This window comes from Bacillus sp. C30 (assembly GCF_040838255.1).
In the GTDB taxonomy this organism is placed as follows: Bacteria; Bacillota; Bacilli; order Bacillales; family Bacillaceae_G; genus Bacillus_A; species Bacillus_A mycoides.
This window is the reverse complement of sequence record NZ_JBFPJH010000080.1, coordinates 1-13,408: the sequence shown is the minus strand read 5'-3', so window position 1 is coordinate 13,408 and position 13,408 is coordinate 1. Positions and strand designations below refer to the sequence as shown.

Here is a 13,408-nt window from a genome sequence, read left to right as displayed (position 1 = left end):
TTTTTATATTCACCTAACAGGAAAGTAACATATACTGGATGAAAGCCCTACCTCTCTCTCATCATTACGGTTCCACTGACCGCTCCTTGATTCACTAGTATACATATAAAGCTTACATATACAATTTATAGGGTTTGTTCACAAAAGTTGTTGGTAAGACTACCCGATCTTTCGCAAACTTTTCGTATTATATTCATAAGATTTATTTACTTTACACTAGCTTTAACCGAGACACGAATTAAAATTATAACACCAATACAATAACTTGTCAACATTTTTTACAAATTAAAAACAGACATTAACGGTTTGTCTGTTTTAGAATGGAGCTTTTTCTTTTATTACATATACAACAAAACCGCTTACTAACATACATAAGCCAACTACTAAGTTTTTGATATTAATCATAAATTCCTCTCCCTTATTCCACACATCATATATATTTACAGTTCAATTATTCCGATCTTCATAAAGCGCACTTTTTCTAATATATCATAATTCCTAAAAAATGCAAGTTCACTTTTGGCGACCATTCACAAATTTATCCACAGTGCTTGGCACAGTATTTAAAGCTTTTTCAATTAAATGTGTACTACTATTGAGATGCAACACTTGCACACCGTTAGAACCAACTACTAAAAAAGCAACTGGGCTAATAGAAACCCCAGCCCCGCTTCCGCCTCCGAATGGATGACTTTGCTTGTTCTCTTTATGCTGCCCTTGTCCGTTATTATGTTTTTCGGAAATAAAATCACCTTTAAAGTCACTTCCACCAGCTCCAAAACCAAAAGCCACTTGAGATACTGTTAATACTACATTTCCATCAGCTGTTGAAACCGGACTTCCAACAATCGTATTTACATCTACCATCTCTTTTAAATTTGTCATTGCTGTTTTCATTAAATTTTCAATTGGATGTTCCATTATGTACTACACCCTTTCCTCATTATTCTTTTTTATACTTTCCAAAATAGAGGAAGTCATACTAAGTTTTCCTATTTTGAAAAAACATTTTTCACTTTCCAATTGGATATTACTCCCTGTACAAGTTCGGATAAAGTGAAACTTTAATCAGTGGAGGTTTTGTTCATCCCCCACTGATTATTAGCCCACACCAATCGGGCGTTTACGGGCAGCAGGGCTCCAGCCGAATTTTGAGGTGGGAGTCTTACTGCTCGCAAATAGCGGGATAAAAACAGTAAAGAGAAACATACTACTATTGAATCTTGTTATGAAAGGAGTCCTTACTTTGACTGAGAAATTTGATGAATATAAAACAAGAGATCGAATAGATAGTGATTATAAAGAAGAATACGCAGCTGAAGTTGCACCACAGCGTATCGATTATGATGATAAAGATAACGATGATGTAAGATCGTCTGCAGCTGGATCGACTGCTGGTTTCATTGCTCTTGCCTTAGCAATATTATCATTATTCACATTCCCAACACTATTTGGTCTTGTGTCTGTTCTACTTGGTATTTACGCTTATAATCGCGGGGCTACTGTAACTGGCGGTACCGCTGCCATTGTGGGTGGTATCGCTGCACTCATTGCGATTTTATTCCGAGTGGCGCTTATTGGTTTATTGTTCTCTCTTTTTTAAAAAGAAAAAGGTATCTCGCTTTATGCGGGATACCTTATCCTGTAAATACATCTTCTGATGGATATTTAATTTTTTGTTTTGCTGGTCGTGCCAAAGAGAACACAAGTGTTAACGGTCCGATTAATCCACAAAACATAACAAACATAATAATACATTTTCCAAACGCCGATAGCTTCGCAGTAATCCCCATTGTTAACCCTACTGTACCAAACGCTGAAATTGTCTCAAATAATAACTGAATAAAACTGAAGTCTTCTGTAAGCATTAATACAAATACCGCTGTAAAAATAAGTATTTGACTAGCAACGACAATTGCTAACGCTCTCGTTACTGTCGACATTTTAATCGTACGCTGAAACAAAACAAAATCCTCTTTCTTTCTAAAGAAAGAAAGAACTGATGTAATTAAAATAACGAATGTCGTTAACTTAATTCCACCGCCTGTCGATACACTTCCCGCACCAATAAACATTAATACCATTGTAAATAGTATCGATGACTCTTCCATCCCCCCATAATCTACCGTGTTAAAACCAGCTGTACGAGGTGTAATTCCTTGGAAGAACGAAGCCCATAATTTTTCATTTAAAGATAAGTGCCCCAAAGTCTTCACATTATTATATTCCAATACAAAAATCACAATCATCGCAATAACATTAAGTGCTATCGTTCCAACAATCATGATTTTGGAGTGCAGTGATAATTTTCGGAAACTACGGCTATACCATATATCAATTAGTACCGTAAACCCTAACCCTCCTATTACAATTAAAGAACAAATCCCAATATTAATAATAGGATCTCCTACATATCTTGTTAAATTATCTGGCCAAAGCGCAAAGCCGGCATTATTATATGACGCAATAACGTGAAAAACACTATAGTATAAACCTTTTCCAAAACCAAACTCTGGAATAAAGCGAATCGATAAAAAGATAACTCCAATTAGCTCAATACAAATAGAAAAAATAAAAACACGTTTTACTAATTTCACAAGACCACCAATATTTGTTTGATTAAATGCTTCTCCAATTAATAATCGGTGGCGTAAACCAATTTTTTTCCCTAATACCCAAACAATTAAAATGGCTATCGTCATAAGACCGAGACCACCCGTTTGAATTAAAAACATAATAACAATTTCACCAAACATCGTAAACGTACTCGCAGTATCTACAACACCTAAACCGGTTACAGTCGCTGCCGACGTAGCTGTAAAGAAAGCATCTACCCAACTAATATGTACTTTCGTTGCAAACGGTAACTTTAATAACAATCCTCCGACCACAATTAAACAAAAAAAGCCTAATGCTAAAATTTGTGGTGGATTCAATCGTATAAAACGATTATACAACCCTTGTTTTTTTGCTACTTCCATATCACTAACTCCCTTTATCAAGTGAAGCTTTTATCCCCTCATAAATAAAGACTCTTTAAGAGCCTACAAGTAGCGGGATAAACCTTATATTCTTATAATATAGTTGAGCATAATCCTTTTTTTAATAGATTTCAACTTTTATTTATATTCAGACTCCTATCGTTTTACAAAAGAATATTTTCTATTATATCTCCACTTATACTATAACTCTTACAACAACTATTTTATCCCTTTTCAAATTCCCATATCTTTCACTCCAAGTTCACACGAGGGTCACATCTACCTTTTATAGTATATGTATCGGAGCTGTTCCTCCCTAATTTATAAGACATTCCCCAGTGTCTTGAACAGCTTTCCATCCCTAATTAAATTGACATAAATTGTCCCCTTCCTTGACCATCCTATATGTGATGGTCTTATTTTTTTATTCTTTCTATCTTTTATTTGAAACTCCCTCTCTTTCACTCCATGTTCACACGAGGATCACATCCAACTTTTATAGTATATGTATCGAAGCTGTTCCTCCCTAATTTATAAGACATTCCCCAGTGTCTTTGAATAGCTTCCATCCCTAATTAAATTGACATAAATTGTCCCCTTCCCTTGACCATCCTATATGTGATGGTCTTATTTTTTATTCTTTCTATCTTTTATTTGAAACTCCCTCTCTCTTTCACTCCATGTTCACACGAGGATCACATCTACCTTTTATAGTATACGTATCGGAGCTGTTCCTCCCTAATTTATAAGACATTCCCCAGTGTCTTGAACAGCTTTCCATCCCTAATTAAATTGACATAAATTGTCCCCTTCCTTGACCATCCTATATGTGATGGTCTTATTTTTTTATTCTTTCTATCTTTTATTTGAAACTCCCTCTCTTTCACTCCATGTTCACACGAGGATCACATCCAACTTTTATAGTATATGTATCGAAGCTGTTCCTCCCTAATTTATAAGACATTCCCCAGTGTCTTTGAATAGCTTCCATCCCTAATTAAATTGATATAAATTGTCCCCTTCCCTAGGCCATCATGTGATGGTCTACTTTTTTTCCAAATACATAAATGTATTCTTTCCACATATTTCAGCAAAACTGGACTATATACATTGAAACAGACAGTTTCATACTAAACATTCAGAAAATATTGTCAAAATAGGTATTTTTTCGGTATGATTAATTTAGAAAGCAATTTTACAAAAACAAAGGGGGGCTTTTATTGAAACAAACAAAGGCAATCTTAATTGCATTATTTCTCGGTCTAGTTGTCGGACTCACTTTAAATTTAGCTGCTCCATCTATTTTTGAGCCATTGAATCAATATGCGTTCAATCCACTTGGTCAACTGTTTATTCGACTTATTAAAATGCTAGTTGTTCCTGTTGTATTCATTTCTATCGTACTTGGGGCTGCTGGTCTTGGAGATCCGAAACAACTTGGAAGAATTGATTTAAAATCAATTTCATTCTTTCTCGTAACAACAGCTGTCACTATCTCTATTGCAGTTACATTTGCACTTATCATAAAACCAGGAGCTGGCGGTAACTTTAAAACAGACGGGCTTAAGTATGAAGGTGCAAAAACTGAAACATCTTTCGTTGATACATTGCTGAATATTGTGCCAGATAATCCAGCAAAAGCGATGGCTGATGGGAACATGCTACAAATTATTGCCTTTGCCGCATTGATCGGACTCGGTTTAGCTGTTTTAGGAAAACGAGTTCAAGGTGTCCATTCATTACTTGAACAGGGCAACGAATTAATGATGTATCTTGTTAATCTCGTCATGAAATTAGCTCCAATCGGAACATTCGGGTTGCTCGCTTCGTCCGTTGATAAAATGGGTCTTGCAGGCGTCGCTGCGATGTTCAAGTATATGATTGTCGTTATGTTGGTACTCATTATTCACGGTGTCTTCGTATACGGCGGCTTATTAAAGGTACTAGCCAAAGAAAGTATTATTCGTTTCTTTAAACATTTCGGTTCGGTAATGGCAATTGGGTTTAGTACATCTAGCTCTAATGCGTCCCTTCCATTTGCCATGAAAACCGCCCAAGAAAAACTTGGAGTTTCAAAAGCGATAAGCTCTTTTGTACAACCACTAGGTGCAACGATTAATATGGATGGTACTGCTATTATGCAAGGGGTAGCAACTGTATTTATCGCTCAAGTATACGGCGTTGAACTTACAAGCTATGGTCGTATTAACTGCTGTACTAGCTAGTATCGGTACTGCAGGTGTACCAGGTGTTGGACTAGTAATGCTTACGATGGTTTTAAATCAAGTAAATCTACCAGTAGAAGGCATTGCTTTAATTATCGGTATTGACCGCATTCTAGATATGTCTAGAACTGCTGTAAATATTTCCGGTGATGCAATTTGTGCAATGATTGTTGCAAAATCAGAAGAAAAATATAATACGGATCAATCTGCAGCATCTTAAATCAAAAAAGGAGTGAATCATTTCACTCCTTTTTTGATTTACTTCCTTTTTTCGAACGATATTCTTTTCCTTTATTATCATTTCCCGTTTCAAATTCAGTACTAAACTCCTGCTGGAATTGCCCTGATTTTGGTGAACCTTGATTTCCACTTCCTTGACTACCATTACGATTCGTCATATTTCTCCCTCCTTCCTTTATTAGTAGTATGGCGCTCTATCTTTTTTCATACACATTTTATTTTTTATCATCTATTACACACAGAAGAAGACCTTCCATATATGAGGAAGGTCTTCTTTTTAATTAGGTAAGCGTTTTCTTATTTGTAATTATTTAAATAAGTTTTTTAGAAATAGATATCATTATATCCATTTCATCTTCTGAAAGTGCGGAAAATCTTTCTTGTAAATATTTCTTTTTCTCACCTTCCATTTTCGCAACTAACTCTTTCCCTTGTTCTGTAATCTCTAAATATACAACTCGGCGATCTGATGTAGAACGTGAACGAGTTACAAAGCCTTTATTAATTAATTTTTCTGTAACAGCTGTAATATGACTATTCGACACATTTAACTCATTAGCTACACGTGAGACCATTTCTTTATTCGTACGGTTCAATATTCTAAGGACAATGAACTCATTCCACGGTATGTAACCACCAAATATTTTTCCAATATCATTACGCAACGTACGAAACATTGCAAAAACATTTGTCGATAGTTCTTCCATTAATTGTTCTCGATTTTGAGACAACTTTGACAGCCCCTTTTATTTAATTTAGTTAAATAAAAACCTTATTAATAATTTTACACGAAATCTTACTTTTTGTCACCTTATTTCCCCATAATTCGTAGTTTTTTAATAGATATTTCATGCTACAATGAAATTAATTTTCCAGAAAAAGGAGTTGGGGCAATGAGTGAAGAAGACAAACTTTCTAATCTCAGTCTAAAAGATAAGACTATTATTATTAGTGTTGTTATTCTTATTCTCATTATATTCTTTGCATTTATATTTTTTGTATATGTAGGAATCTTTCATATTACAGGTATAGAATATTCATCAAGAACAGCTCTACTACTCTTTTTTTTACTCATTCTTTTATTAGACGGTATTACATATTTTATATTCATTTTCTTTAAAATGCTCCTACATCCAATGATGACAAGTATGCCCAATTGGCTCTCAATTGCTCTGCTCTCTATAATTGAAATTACGTTAGATTGGTTTGTCATACATACCGCCGATGACTGGATAGAGAGTGTACAAATGCCCAACATAGCTGAATTATGTGTCGCACTATTCCTTTACACACTAAATAAATTATTTAGTGATAAGAAAGAGTAAGAATACAAGCTTTTCTATATAAAAATTGGTACAATAAAAATAAATCATACTAAAGAGGTGTTACTTATGAACTTACTACAATGGGCTGATAAAGGCATGTCCTTTGATACATATGTGAATGAAATGAAAGTAAACCAATACGAGCTACTACACATTTACAATAACTTTTTAATTCCAAATGAATTACTTCCAGTTTTAGAAGAACGTCAAAATGATGGCTGGCGCGTTATCGTATTAACAGCTGACTGGTGCGGCGACGCTCTTTTATGTGTACCTGTTATGAAACGAATTTCTGAAGTTGCAAATATTGATATGCGTTTATTAATTCGCGATGAAAACTTAGAGTTAATGGATCAATACTTAACAAACGGAACAGCACGTGCGATTCCAATCTTTATTTTCATTGATAAAGACGGAAATGAACAAGCCGTCTTTGGACCACGCGCTACAAAAGTACAAGAATTAGTAACTTCAATGCGCGCTACATTACCTGAAAAAGAAGATCCAACATTCGAAGAGAAACAAAAAGAAATGTATGCTAATTTCCGTGCTACATTAGCTGATGATACTTCTCTTTGGGAACATGTAATGGAAAGCATGATTGAGAAAGTAGTAAAATAAAAAACCTGCCGATTTCGGCAGGTTTTTTTATTACATAATGAAGAAATAGAATACCGCAGCTAAAATGAAACGATAGTAAGCGAACGGTGTTAGTTTTACACGACCTAATAATTTTAAGAATGAAACAATTGCAAGCATCGCAACAACGAATGCTGTAATAAATCCAGTTGCAAATAACGGTATATCAGCCGCGCTTAATATATCCCAGCTTTTAATTAAATCTAAGGCACTTGCAGCTACCATCATTGGCACCGCTAGAATAAATGTATATTCCGCTGCCGCTGTATGCGAAACGCGTGCTAATAAACCACCACTTATTGTTGATCCAGAACGAGAAAATCCTGGCCAAAGTGCTAAACATTGGAACATTCCGATTGTAAATGCTTGCTTATATGTGATTTCATCTAACGTTCTTGCTGTACTTGGTTTTGAAAACTTCTCAGCAACAATCATTAAAATACCACCAGCTACTAAGCTAATAACAACCGGTCCTGGACCGAATAAAACTTCTTTAATTGCGCTATGGAATAGTACGCCGAGTATGCCGGCAGGAATCATCCCGATAATAATATGTAATAAATTTAAAGATGGTCCATCAGTTACTTTCCCTATTCCAACTAATGACCATAAACGTTTCCAAAATATAACAACAACTGCTAAAATCGATCCCAACTGAATAACAACTTCGAAAACTTTCGCTCTATCGTCTTCAAATCCAATTAAGTGTCCTGTTAAAATCATATGTCCTGTTGATGATACTGGTAAAAACTCTGTTAAACCTTCAACAGCACCCATGATTAATCCAATTAACCAATCAGCCACAAGTAGTGCCTCCTTAATAACGAATATGTAATTTTTTCACACCTTATCATAATACCTTATCCCTTTTCAAAGTGCATCCTTTTTTTATTGATTTCATTTGTTGTATACGCTTATTTCTTTTCTATTTTTTGATTAAATTGTATGATAATAAGAGTTTGTTTTTTACGTTGAAAGGGGATTTTATGAAAGAAACTACTTCATTCTCACAAAAGTTAAAGCAATTTTCATTACTCTTTTTCCCGATTTTTGTAACGCAAATGTCATTATTTGCGATGAGCTTTTTTGATACGACAATGTCAGGACATGCGAGTCCTATTGATTTAGCGGGTGTTGCTATCGGAACAAGTATATGGCTTCCCGTTAGTACCGGCTTAACAGGAATTTTAATGGCTACTACTCCTATTGTTGCACAGCTCGTTGGATCAAAGAAAAAGGAGGACGTTCCCCACATTGTCATACAAGCAGTATATTTAGCAATTTGTGCTAGTTTCGTTGTTATCCTTATCGGATTCTTCGCTGTTTCACCTATTTTAAATGGCATGCAATTAGAAGAACCCGTGGAACGTATTGCAGCACAATTTTTAATTATTATCGCGATTGGAATTATCCCTTTATTTACTTACACCGTCTTACGTGGATTTATTGATGCATTAGGAAAAACTCGAACAACGATGATTATTACATTACTATCATTACCAATTAATGTAGTATTAAATTACTTATTAATTTTTGGTCACTTTGGCTTTCCAAAACTCGGTGGTGTTGGTGCGGCGATCGCTTCTGCAGCAACTTATTGGTGTATTTTAATTATTACGGTTATTATTATTCGTACGAAAGAGCCTTTTGCTTCTTTCAATATCTTTAAACAGTTATACCGCCCTTCCTTTACAATCTGGAAGGAATTCCTGAAACTTGGCGTCCCTATCGGATTTGCTATCTTTTTTGAGACGAGTATTTTCGCTGCGGTAACACTTATGATGAGTAATTTTAGTACGACAACAATAGCAGCACATCAAGCAGCTATGAACTTTGCTTCCTTGTTATATATGACTCCTTTAAGTTTAGCAATGGCAATGACGATAGCAGTCGGATTTGAAGTTGGAGCAAAACGATACAATAATGCGAAACAATATGGATTTATCGGAATTGGGTTAGCCCTTGCTTTCGCTCTTTTATATTCAATCCTTCTCTATTTCTTTGATGATGAAATTGCTTCTATTTATACGACAAATGCAAATGTCCATCATTTAGCTAAAGAATTTCTTATATTCGCGATTTTATTTCAAATTTCAGATGCGATTGCAACTCCAGTACAAGGAGCACTTCGTGGTTATAAAGACGTAAATGTTGCCTTAATTATGACATTAATAGCTTATTGGGTAATAGGTCTACCTCTTGGCTACATGTTAGCAACTTATACTGACTGGGCAGCAAAAGGTTATTGGATCGGTCTTATTATCGGTCTAGCATTTGGAGCAATCTTCCTGCTTATCCGTCTCTTTCAAGTACAAAGAAAATATACAACGCAAAGCAGCCGCTAATGATATAGCGGCTGTTTTCTTCATGCATATTTTTTCTTGTAACGTGTAACATAATGAAAAAGAAAGGTGGATACATATGGACGAAAAACAAAAGAAACAATCATTCGATGAAGAATTCGCCCCTGAAATTTCACCTGGATATCGGCAAGATGTACATAAGCCACCTAAATATAAAAACACTTCTTTTTTAATGGGCATTACCATTTTCGCAGCTGTATTACTCGTGCTCATCATTTTCGTCTATTTTTAAGGAAGGGTGGTCTATTATATGAAGAAACAAGATTCAAATCGTTCAAAAAGAACTGTTAAAACAGAAAAAGGATATGCAGGAGATTCTGTTCATACACTGAAACAAGTTGAGCAAGGAAATTTATACATTGCTCAAAAAGAACTTGGTCAACAAAATGAAAATCTTTAAAAACCCTCTGCTTCTAGAGGGTTTTTTATTGTACATATTGTTTTTGTTCTAACACCATGAATAAATTATTAACCTTTACAATTTTCATGTCATAATTTAATTTCATTTCACTTCTCTTGCCATTTTCAATACCAGTAACGTACGCTACAGCATGATAGCGAAAACTCTCATCTGTCTCTTCACGTATCTCTTCGTTTGTAAATTTATACTCTAAATCCCGAAAACGGTTTGGGTAATAATTTTCTATTAACTGTTCATACCCTCTATTTACAAATATTTCTTCACCTTTTCGTTTCACATCTTCTTTATTATTAAACTCAAACACTGCTAGTTGCGCTGTCACAAAGTGTTCTCCTACATTTTTCTTTTCTTTATGAGTTAAAGTTTCTATACTTTTGTTCTTTAATTCCTTATTTAACTCGTAGCGATCTATCGGTTTAAAGCTGGCAAAAACCTCCTCTTTATATGACCAAAACAATCCAAAAGCGATACATAGAGAAATGATTAATATTCTTTTCTTCGTAATGCACCCCACCCTCCTCCATAATGATAGTTATATTTTAACATATAGAAAGAAAATTCTGATATTATAGAGTGGAATAACCTACCTTTAACTTAGAAACGAGGAACAATTATGGACTCTTACAAACAATATATAAAAGAAGCTCTACCAGATCTTTCTATACATTCATATATGCAAAATGAAGAAGGTTGGGATAATATAACGGTTATTATAAATGACGAACTACTATTTCGTTTCCCACGAAAACTTGAATATGCAAACCGAATTCCGTTAGAAAAAGAACTGTGCACAATTCTTTCTCATTCATTACAAGAAATTGCAGTCCCTAAGTATAAACTATTGTATAAGAATAATTGTAATACCGTTCCATTTTGTAGCTATTATCCTCTCATTCACGGTGAACCGTTAACAACTGAAATAGTTACCAAGCTAGAGAAAAAAGAATTGAAAGCAATCATTACACAATTAGCCACTTTCCTTGCGGCTTTACATAGTATTCCTTTAAAACGTACTGAAACGCTAGGGTTCCCTATCGAAAAAACACTTACCTACTGGAAAGAACTACAAACAAAATTAAATCAATATCTTACTAACAGTCTTACTTCATTACAGAAATCAGCCTTAAATCGTTTATTCGAAAATTTCTTTACCTGTATAACTAAATCTACCTTTCAAAATGCAATCATTCATGCTGACTTTACACATCATCACATTTTATTTAACAACCTGCACAAAAACATTTCAGGTGTTATCGATTTTGGAGATGCTCAAATTGGCGATCCCGCTTTTGATTTTGCTGGGCTATATTATGATTTCGGTCGTGAGTTTACTACATCTGTATATGAACAATACAGTGCACTTATTTCTCACCGCGATCCATTACTCATTCACCGCATCACTACCTTTTATCAATACAGCCCTTTACTACATAACCTTATTTATAACATTGAAACAAACAACGAAATAATATTAAAGAAGAATGAAGAACAGCTTAAAGCAATACTACAGGGACGAGATTAAATTCTCTCCCTATACTCTCTCTCCTCATACATCATTAACTTTTTATCCATTTCAACAATAACTTTATACAATTGAAATGCCTGTAAAATTTGCAGTTGAATTCCAAAAGGAGCATTCTGTTCTTTTAACCATTGAAATACTACCGTTTCATCTTTCATTGATTATTCCTCCCTTTATTAATCTGCTACAAATATACGGTAAATGATGAAAAGCTTTTCATGTCAATAACAAAAAAGGATGCAAATTTGCATCCTTTAATGTACTATATTTTTCTTCTGCTTCGCTTCTTTCTTTACTTCTTCCCTTTGGCATTCACTACGAAACGCACAACTCATACACTCAGAACGAAAATGACGCTCTGTATAGTGCTCAGGTTGCTGCAACATTTCTTTCATTCTAAATAAATCATCCATTCCAGTTATAATATCTTCCTGCTTTGGAATGTACTCATACTTAGTTCCTTCTATTAAATTAATAACTTCAATTTTCCCTGGAAGAATACCGAAAGCTTTATAACTGAATACTGTCATTAGCTTCTGACAAAGAGCAAGCATTTCCTCATCCGCATCGACAACATACTTTTTAATTACAAACGATTCAGTACTCCACTCACCAACTTCAAATGTCAATGACATGTGGACACCTAACTCTTCCATATATGTTTGAAACTTCTCATATAAAAATAACGGCGGTGCCTGACTATCATCCCTTTCAACAAACTGTAATAAGTGATCAGTTAGCTTCGCTAAAACAATATAGTACTCCGCCTTTGAAGCAAACATATTAATCCTTACTTTTTTCCAATACTTTTCTATTAATATTAAAAGTACAATTTTCGTTTGTTGGCCCGCAGGTAGCGTGTAATATTCATTAATAATTTGATTCACAATCATTTGCGCTATTTGTTGCCATTCAAATGAAGAAGGTTCTCTTCTTTTTATATGACGGAAATAAAATTTATGCGGACAACGCATAAAATCATACAAATGGTAATCTGTCATCGTTTTGATTGAAATTTTCTCATGCAATTTCTCTTCATCTCCCTTCTGCCATTAAGAAAGGTGTTTTACGAATTCAGCTCCAAACTGTAAACATTTTTCTACATCTTCATCTTCTGGCGTTAATTCTACTTTCAATCCTTCTAACACAACTGCTGCCCCGCGCTCCTGCAGCTTTTCTATTAAAATATCAACCGCTACCCCGTATTTCGGATAAGCCGAATCACAAGAACCGAATGCAGCTGCTTTTTTACCAGTTAAGTTAATAGAATCCATTGCATCATAAAAATCTAAAAAATCATCAGGAAGATCACCATCTCCCCAAGTATAAGCACCTAAAATAATACCGTCATATTGCTCCAATATAGAAGCTTCTGGTGTATCCATAATATCAATTACTTCAATCTCATTTTCTGTTTCACGAATCGCACCCGCAATATGGTCAGCCATTTCCTCTGTATTTCCACTCATACTTGCAAAAATCATTACTAACTTACTCAACTGAACCTCTCCTTTTACCTTGTATCTCTTTTTCTGTTTGAAGTGTACTCTTCTCACCTACATATTCAGAACGAATTACATTTCGTTGCCATTCAATATGCTTATCAACATCTTTATTTTTTAATCCCCTTCGTAAAAGGTGAAATGTTTTTCTCATTAAGGTTCCTCATCTGTTTCGTTGATAATAATTATC

The 13,408-nt window shown here is 34.6% G+C and carries 18 protein-coding genes and 1 pseudogene; 8 read left to right on the top strand and 11 right to left on the bottom strand.

Annotated elements, in window-relative coordinates; translation table 11 throughout:
* Positions 1-315 precede the first annotated feature (315 nt).
* Entirely contained in the window at positions 316-405 is a 90-nt protein-coding gene (locus AB3X49_RS10495; RefSeq protein ID WP_000608225.1) for a hypothetical protein, read from the bottom strand.
* A 108-nt stretch (positions 406-513) separates the two neighbouring features.
* Positions 514-921, bottom strand: coding sequence for a GerW family sporulation protein (gene ytfJ, locus AB3X49_RS10490; protein WP_000400919.1), 408 nt, complete (start codon positions 919-921; stop codon positions 514-516).
* A gap of 307 nt (positions 922-1,228) precedes the next feature.
* Between ytfJ and AB3X49_RS10485 the strand changes: the two genes are divergently transcribed.
* Positions 1,229-1,603 carry an imidazole glycerol phosphate synthase gene (locus AB3X49_RS10485; protein ID WP_085312946.1) on the top strand — a complete coding sequence of 125 codons (375 nt, stop codon included), beginning with the start codon at positions 1,229-1,231 and terminating at the stop codon, positions 1,601-1,603.
* Between the two features lie 34 nt (positions 1,604-1,637).
* Here the strand turns inward: AB3X49_RS10485 and AB3X49_RS10480 are convergent, their stop codons facing one another.
* On the bottom strand, positions 1,638-2,981 hold the full coding sequence (locus AB3X49_RS10480) for a TrkH family potassium uptake protein (RefSeq protein ID WP_367961902.1): 1,344 nt from the start codon (positions 2,979-2,981) through the stop codon (positions 1,638-1,640).
* A 1,220-nt stretch (positions 2,982-4,201) separates the two neighbouring features.
* Here AB3X49_RS10480 and AB3X49_RS10475 point away from each other — a divergent pair.
* Positions 4,202-5,426, top strand: a pseudogene (locus tag AB3X49_RS10475) (dicarboxylate/amino acid:cation symporter).
* 22 nt (positions 5,427-5,448) lie between these two features.
* Here AB3X49_RS10475 and AB3X49_RS10470 read toward each other — a convergent pair.
* Complete coding sequence (locus tag AB3X49_RS10470) at positions 5,449-5,604, bottom strand: hypothetical protein (RefSeq protein WP_002011733.1); 156 nt, start codon at positions 5,602-5,604, stop codon at positions 5,449-5,451.
* Between the two features lie 153 nt (positions 5,605-5,757).
* Positions 5,758-6,177: a MarR family winged helix-turn-helix transcriptional regulator gene (locus AB3X49_RS10465; RefSeq protein ID WP_002064429.1), complete on the bottom strand. Its 420-nt coding sequence runs from the start codon at positions 6,175-6,177 to the stop codon at positions 5,758-5,760.
* A gap of 162 nt (positions 6,178-6,339) precedes the next feature.
* On the opposite strand from AB3X49_RS10465, the gene AB3X49_RS10460 reads away from it, so the two are divergent.
* Both AB3X49_RS10460 and AB3X49_RS10455 read left to right on the top strand, forming a co-directional pair.
* The gene (locus tag AB3X49_RS10460) at positions 6,340-6,771 is read left to right on the top strand and encodes a regulatory YrvL family protein (protein WP_367961898.1); all 432 of its coding nucleotides are present in this window, start codon (positions 6,340-6,342) and stop codon (positions 6,769-6,771) included.
* 33 nt (positions 6,772-6,804) lie between these two features.
* Entirely contained in the window at positions 6,805-7,392 is a 588-nt protein-coding gene (locus AB3X49_RS10455) for a thioredoxin family protein (protein ID WP_367961907.1), read from the top strand.
* A gap of 30 nt (positions 7,393-7,422) precedes the next feature.
* On the opposite strand, the gene uppP is transcribed toward AB3X49_RS10455, so the two are convergent.
* A complete protein-coding gene (gene uppP, locus AB3X49_RS10450; protein ID WP_002086752.1) occupies positions 7,423-8,214 on the bottom strand; it encodes a bacitracin resistance undecaprenyl-diphosphatase in 792 nt (263 codons plus the stop codon).
* A gap of 182 nt (positions 8,215-8,396) precedes the next feature.
* Here uppP and AB3X49_RS10445 point away from each other — a divergent pair, with 182 nt between their 5' ends.
* From AB3X49_RS10445 to AB3X49_RS10435, 3 genes are all read left to right on the top strand, one after another.
* A complete protein-coding gene (locus AB3X49_RS10445; RefSeq protein WP_137076220.1) occupies positions 8,397-9,755 on the top strand; it encodes an MATE family efflux transporter in 1,359 nt (452 codons plus the stop codon).
* A 76-nt stretch (positions 9,756-9,831) separates the two neighbouring features.
* A complete protein-coding gene (locus AB3X49_RS10440; RefSeq protein ID WP_000343684.1) occupies positions 9,832-10,005 on the top strand; it encodes a hypothetical protein in 174 nt (57 codons plus the stop codon).
* Between the two features lie 18 nt (positions 10,006-10,023).
* Positions 10,024-10,173 (top strand): hypothetical protein, encoded by a 150-nt coding sequence (locus tag AB3X49_RS10435; protein WP_000743737.1) that lies wholly within the window; start codon positions 10,024-10,026, stop codon positions 10,171-10,173.
* A gap of 25 nt (positions 10,174-10,198) precedes the next feature.
* Here the strand turns inward: AB3X49_RS10435 and AB3X49_RS10430 are convergent, their stop codons facing one another.
* Entirely contained in the window at positions 10,199-10,708 is a 510-nt protein-coding gene (locus AB3X49_RS10430; protein ID WP_002064424.1) for a hypothetical protein, read from the bottom strand.
* A gap of 99 nt (positions 10,709-10,807) precedes the next feature.
* Here AB3X49_RS10430 and AB3X49_RS10425 point away from each other — a divergent pair, with 99 nt between their 5' ends.
* Positions 10,808-11,716: an aminoglycoside phosphotransferase family protein gene (locus tag AB3X49_RS10425; RefSeq protein WP_002064423.1), complete on the top strand. Its 909-nt coding sequence runs from the start codon at positions 10,808-10,810 to the stop codon at positions 11,714-11,716.
* On the opposite strand, the gene AB3X49_RS10420 is transcribed toward AB3X49_RS10425, so the two are convergent.
* From AB3X49_RS10420 to AB3X49_RS10405, 4 genes are all read right to left on the bottom strand, one after another.
* Positions 11,713-11,874 (bottom strand): hypothetical protein, encoded by a 162-nt coding sequence (locus AB3X49_RS10420; protein ID WP_002135143.1) that lies wholly within the window; start codon positions 11,872-11,874, stop codon positions 11,713-11,715. The genes AB3X49_RS10425 and AB3X49_RS10420 overlap by 4 nt on opposite strands.
* A gap of 96 nt (positions 11,875-11,970) precedes the next feature.
* Positions 11,971-12,744: a hypothetical protein gene (locus tag AB3X49_RS10415; RefSeq protein ID WP_002086758.1), complete on the bottom strand. Its 774-nt coding sequence runs from the start codon at positions 12,742-12,744 to the stop codon at positions 11,971-11,973.
* Between the two features lie 24 nt (positions 12,745-12,768).
* Positions 12,769-13,215, bottom strand: coding sequence for a flavodoxin (locus AB3X49_RS10410; protein WP_002086759.1), 447 nt, complete (start codon positions 13,213-13,215; stop codon positions 12,769-12,771).
* The gene (locus AB3X49_RS10405; RefSeq protein ID WP_002064420.1) at positions 13,208-13,372 is read right to left on the bottom strand and encodes a hypothetical protein; all 165 of its coding nucleotides are present in this window, start codon (positions 13,370-13,372) and stop codon (positions 13,208-13,210) included. The genes AB3X49_RS10410 and AB3X49_RS10405 overlap by 8 nt, the downstream gene beginning before the upstream one ends.
* Positions 13,373-13,408: the final 36 nt, after the last annotated feature.

What these genes read in the sequence shown, in the direction of transcription:
- AB3X49_RS10460 (WP_367961898.1), top strand. Translation starts at nt 6,340, where the DNA reads ATGAGTGAAGAAGACAAACTTTCTAATCTCAGTCTAAAAGATAAGACT.
- AB3X49_RS10485 (WP_085312946.1), top strand. Translation starts at nt 1,229, where the DNA reads ATGAAAGGAGTCCTTACTTTGACTGAGAAATTTGATGAATATAAAACA.
- AB3X49_RS10435 (WP_000743737.1), top strand. Translation starts at nt 10,024, where the DNA reads ATGAAGAAACAAGATTCAAATCGTTCAAAAAGAACTGTTAAAACAGAA.
- AB3X49_RS10495 (WP_000608225.1), bottom strand. Translation starts at nt 405, where the DNA reads ATGATTAATATCAAAAACTTAGTAGTTGGCTTATGTATGTTAGTAAGC.
- AB3X49_RS10425 (WP_002064423.1), top strand. Translation starts at nt 10,808, where the DNA reads ATGGACTCTTACAAACAATATATAAAAGAAGCTCTACCAGATCTTTCT.
- AB3X49_RS10405 (WP_002064420.1), bottom strand. Translation starts at nt 13,372, where the DNA reads ATGAGAAAAACATTTCACCTTTTACGAAGGGGATTAAAAAATAAAGAT.
- AB3X49_RS10470 (WP_002011733.1), bottom strand. Translation starts at nt 5,604, where the DNA reads ATGACGAATCGTAATGGTAGTCAAGGAAGTGGAAATCAAGGTTCACCA.
- AB3X49_RS10420 (WP_002135143.1), bottom strand. Translation starts at nt 11,874, where the DNA reads ATGAAAGATGAAACGGTAGTATTTCAATGGTTAAAAGAACAGAATGCT.
- AB3X49_RS10440 (WP_000343684.1), top strand. Translation starts at nt 9,832, where the DNA reads ATGGACGAAAAACAAAAGAAACAATCATTCGATGAAGAATTCGCCCCT.
- AB3X49_RS10445 (WP_137076220.1), top strand. Translation starts at nt 8,397, where the DNA reads ATGAAAGAAACTACTTCATTCTCACAAAAGTTAAAGCAATTTTCATTA.
- AB3X49_RS10480 (WP_367961902.1), bottom strand. Translation starts at nt 2,981, where the DNA reads ATGGAAGTAGCAAAAAAACAAGGGTTGTATAATCGTTTTATACGATTG.
- ytfJ (WP_000400919.1), bottom strand. Translation starts at nt 921, where the DNA reads ATGGAACATCCAATTGAAAATTTAATGAAAACAGCAATGACAAATTTA.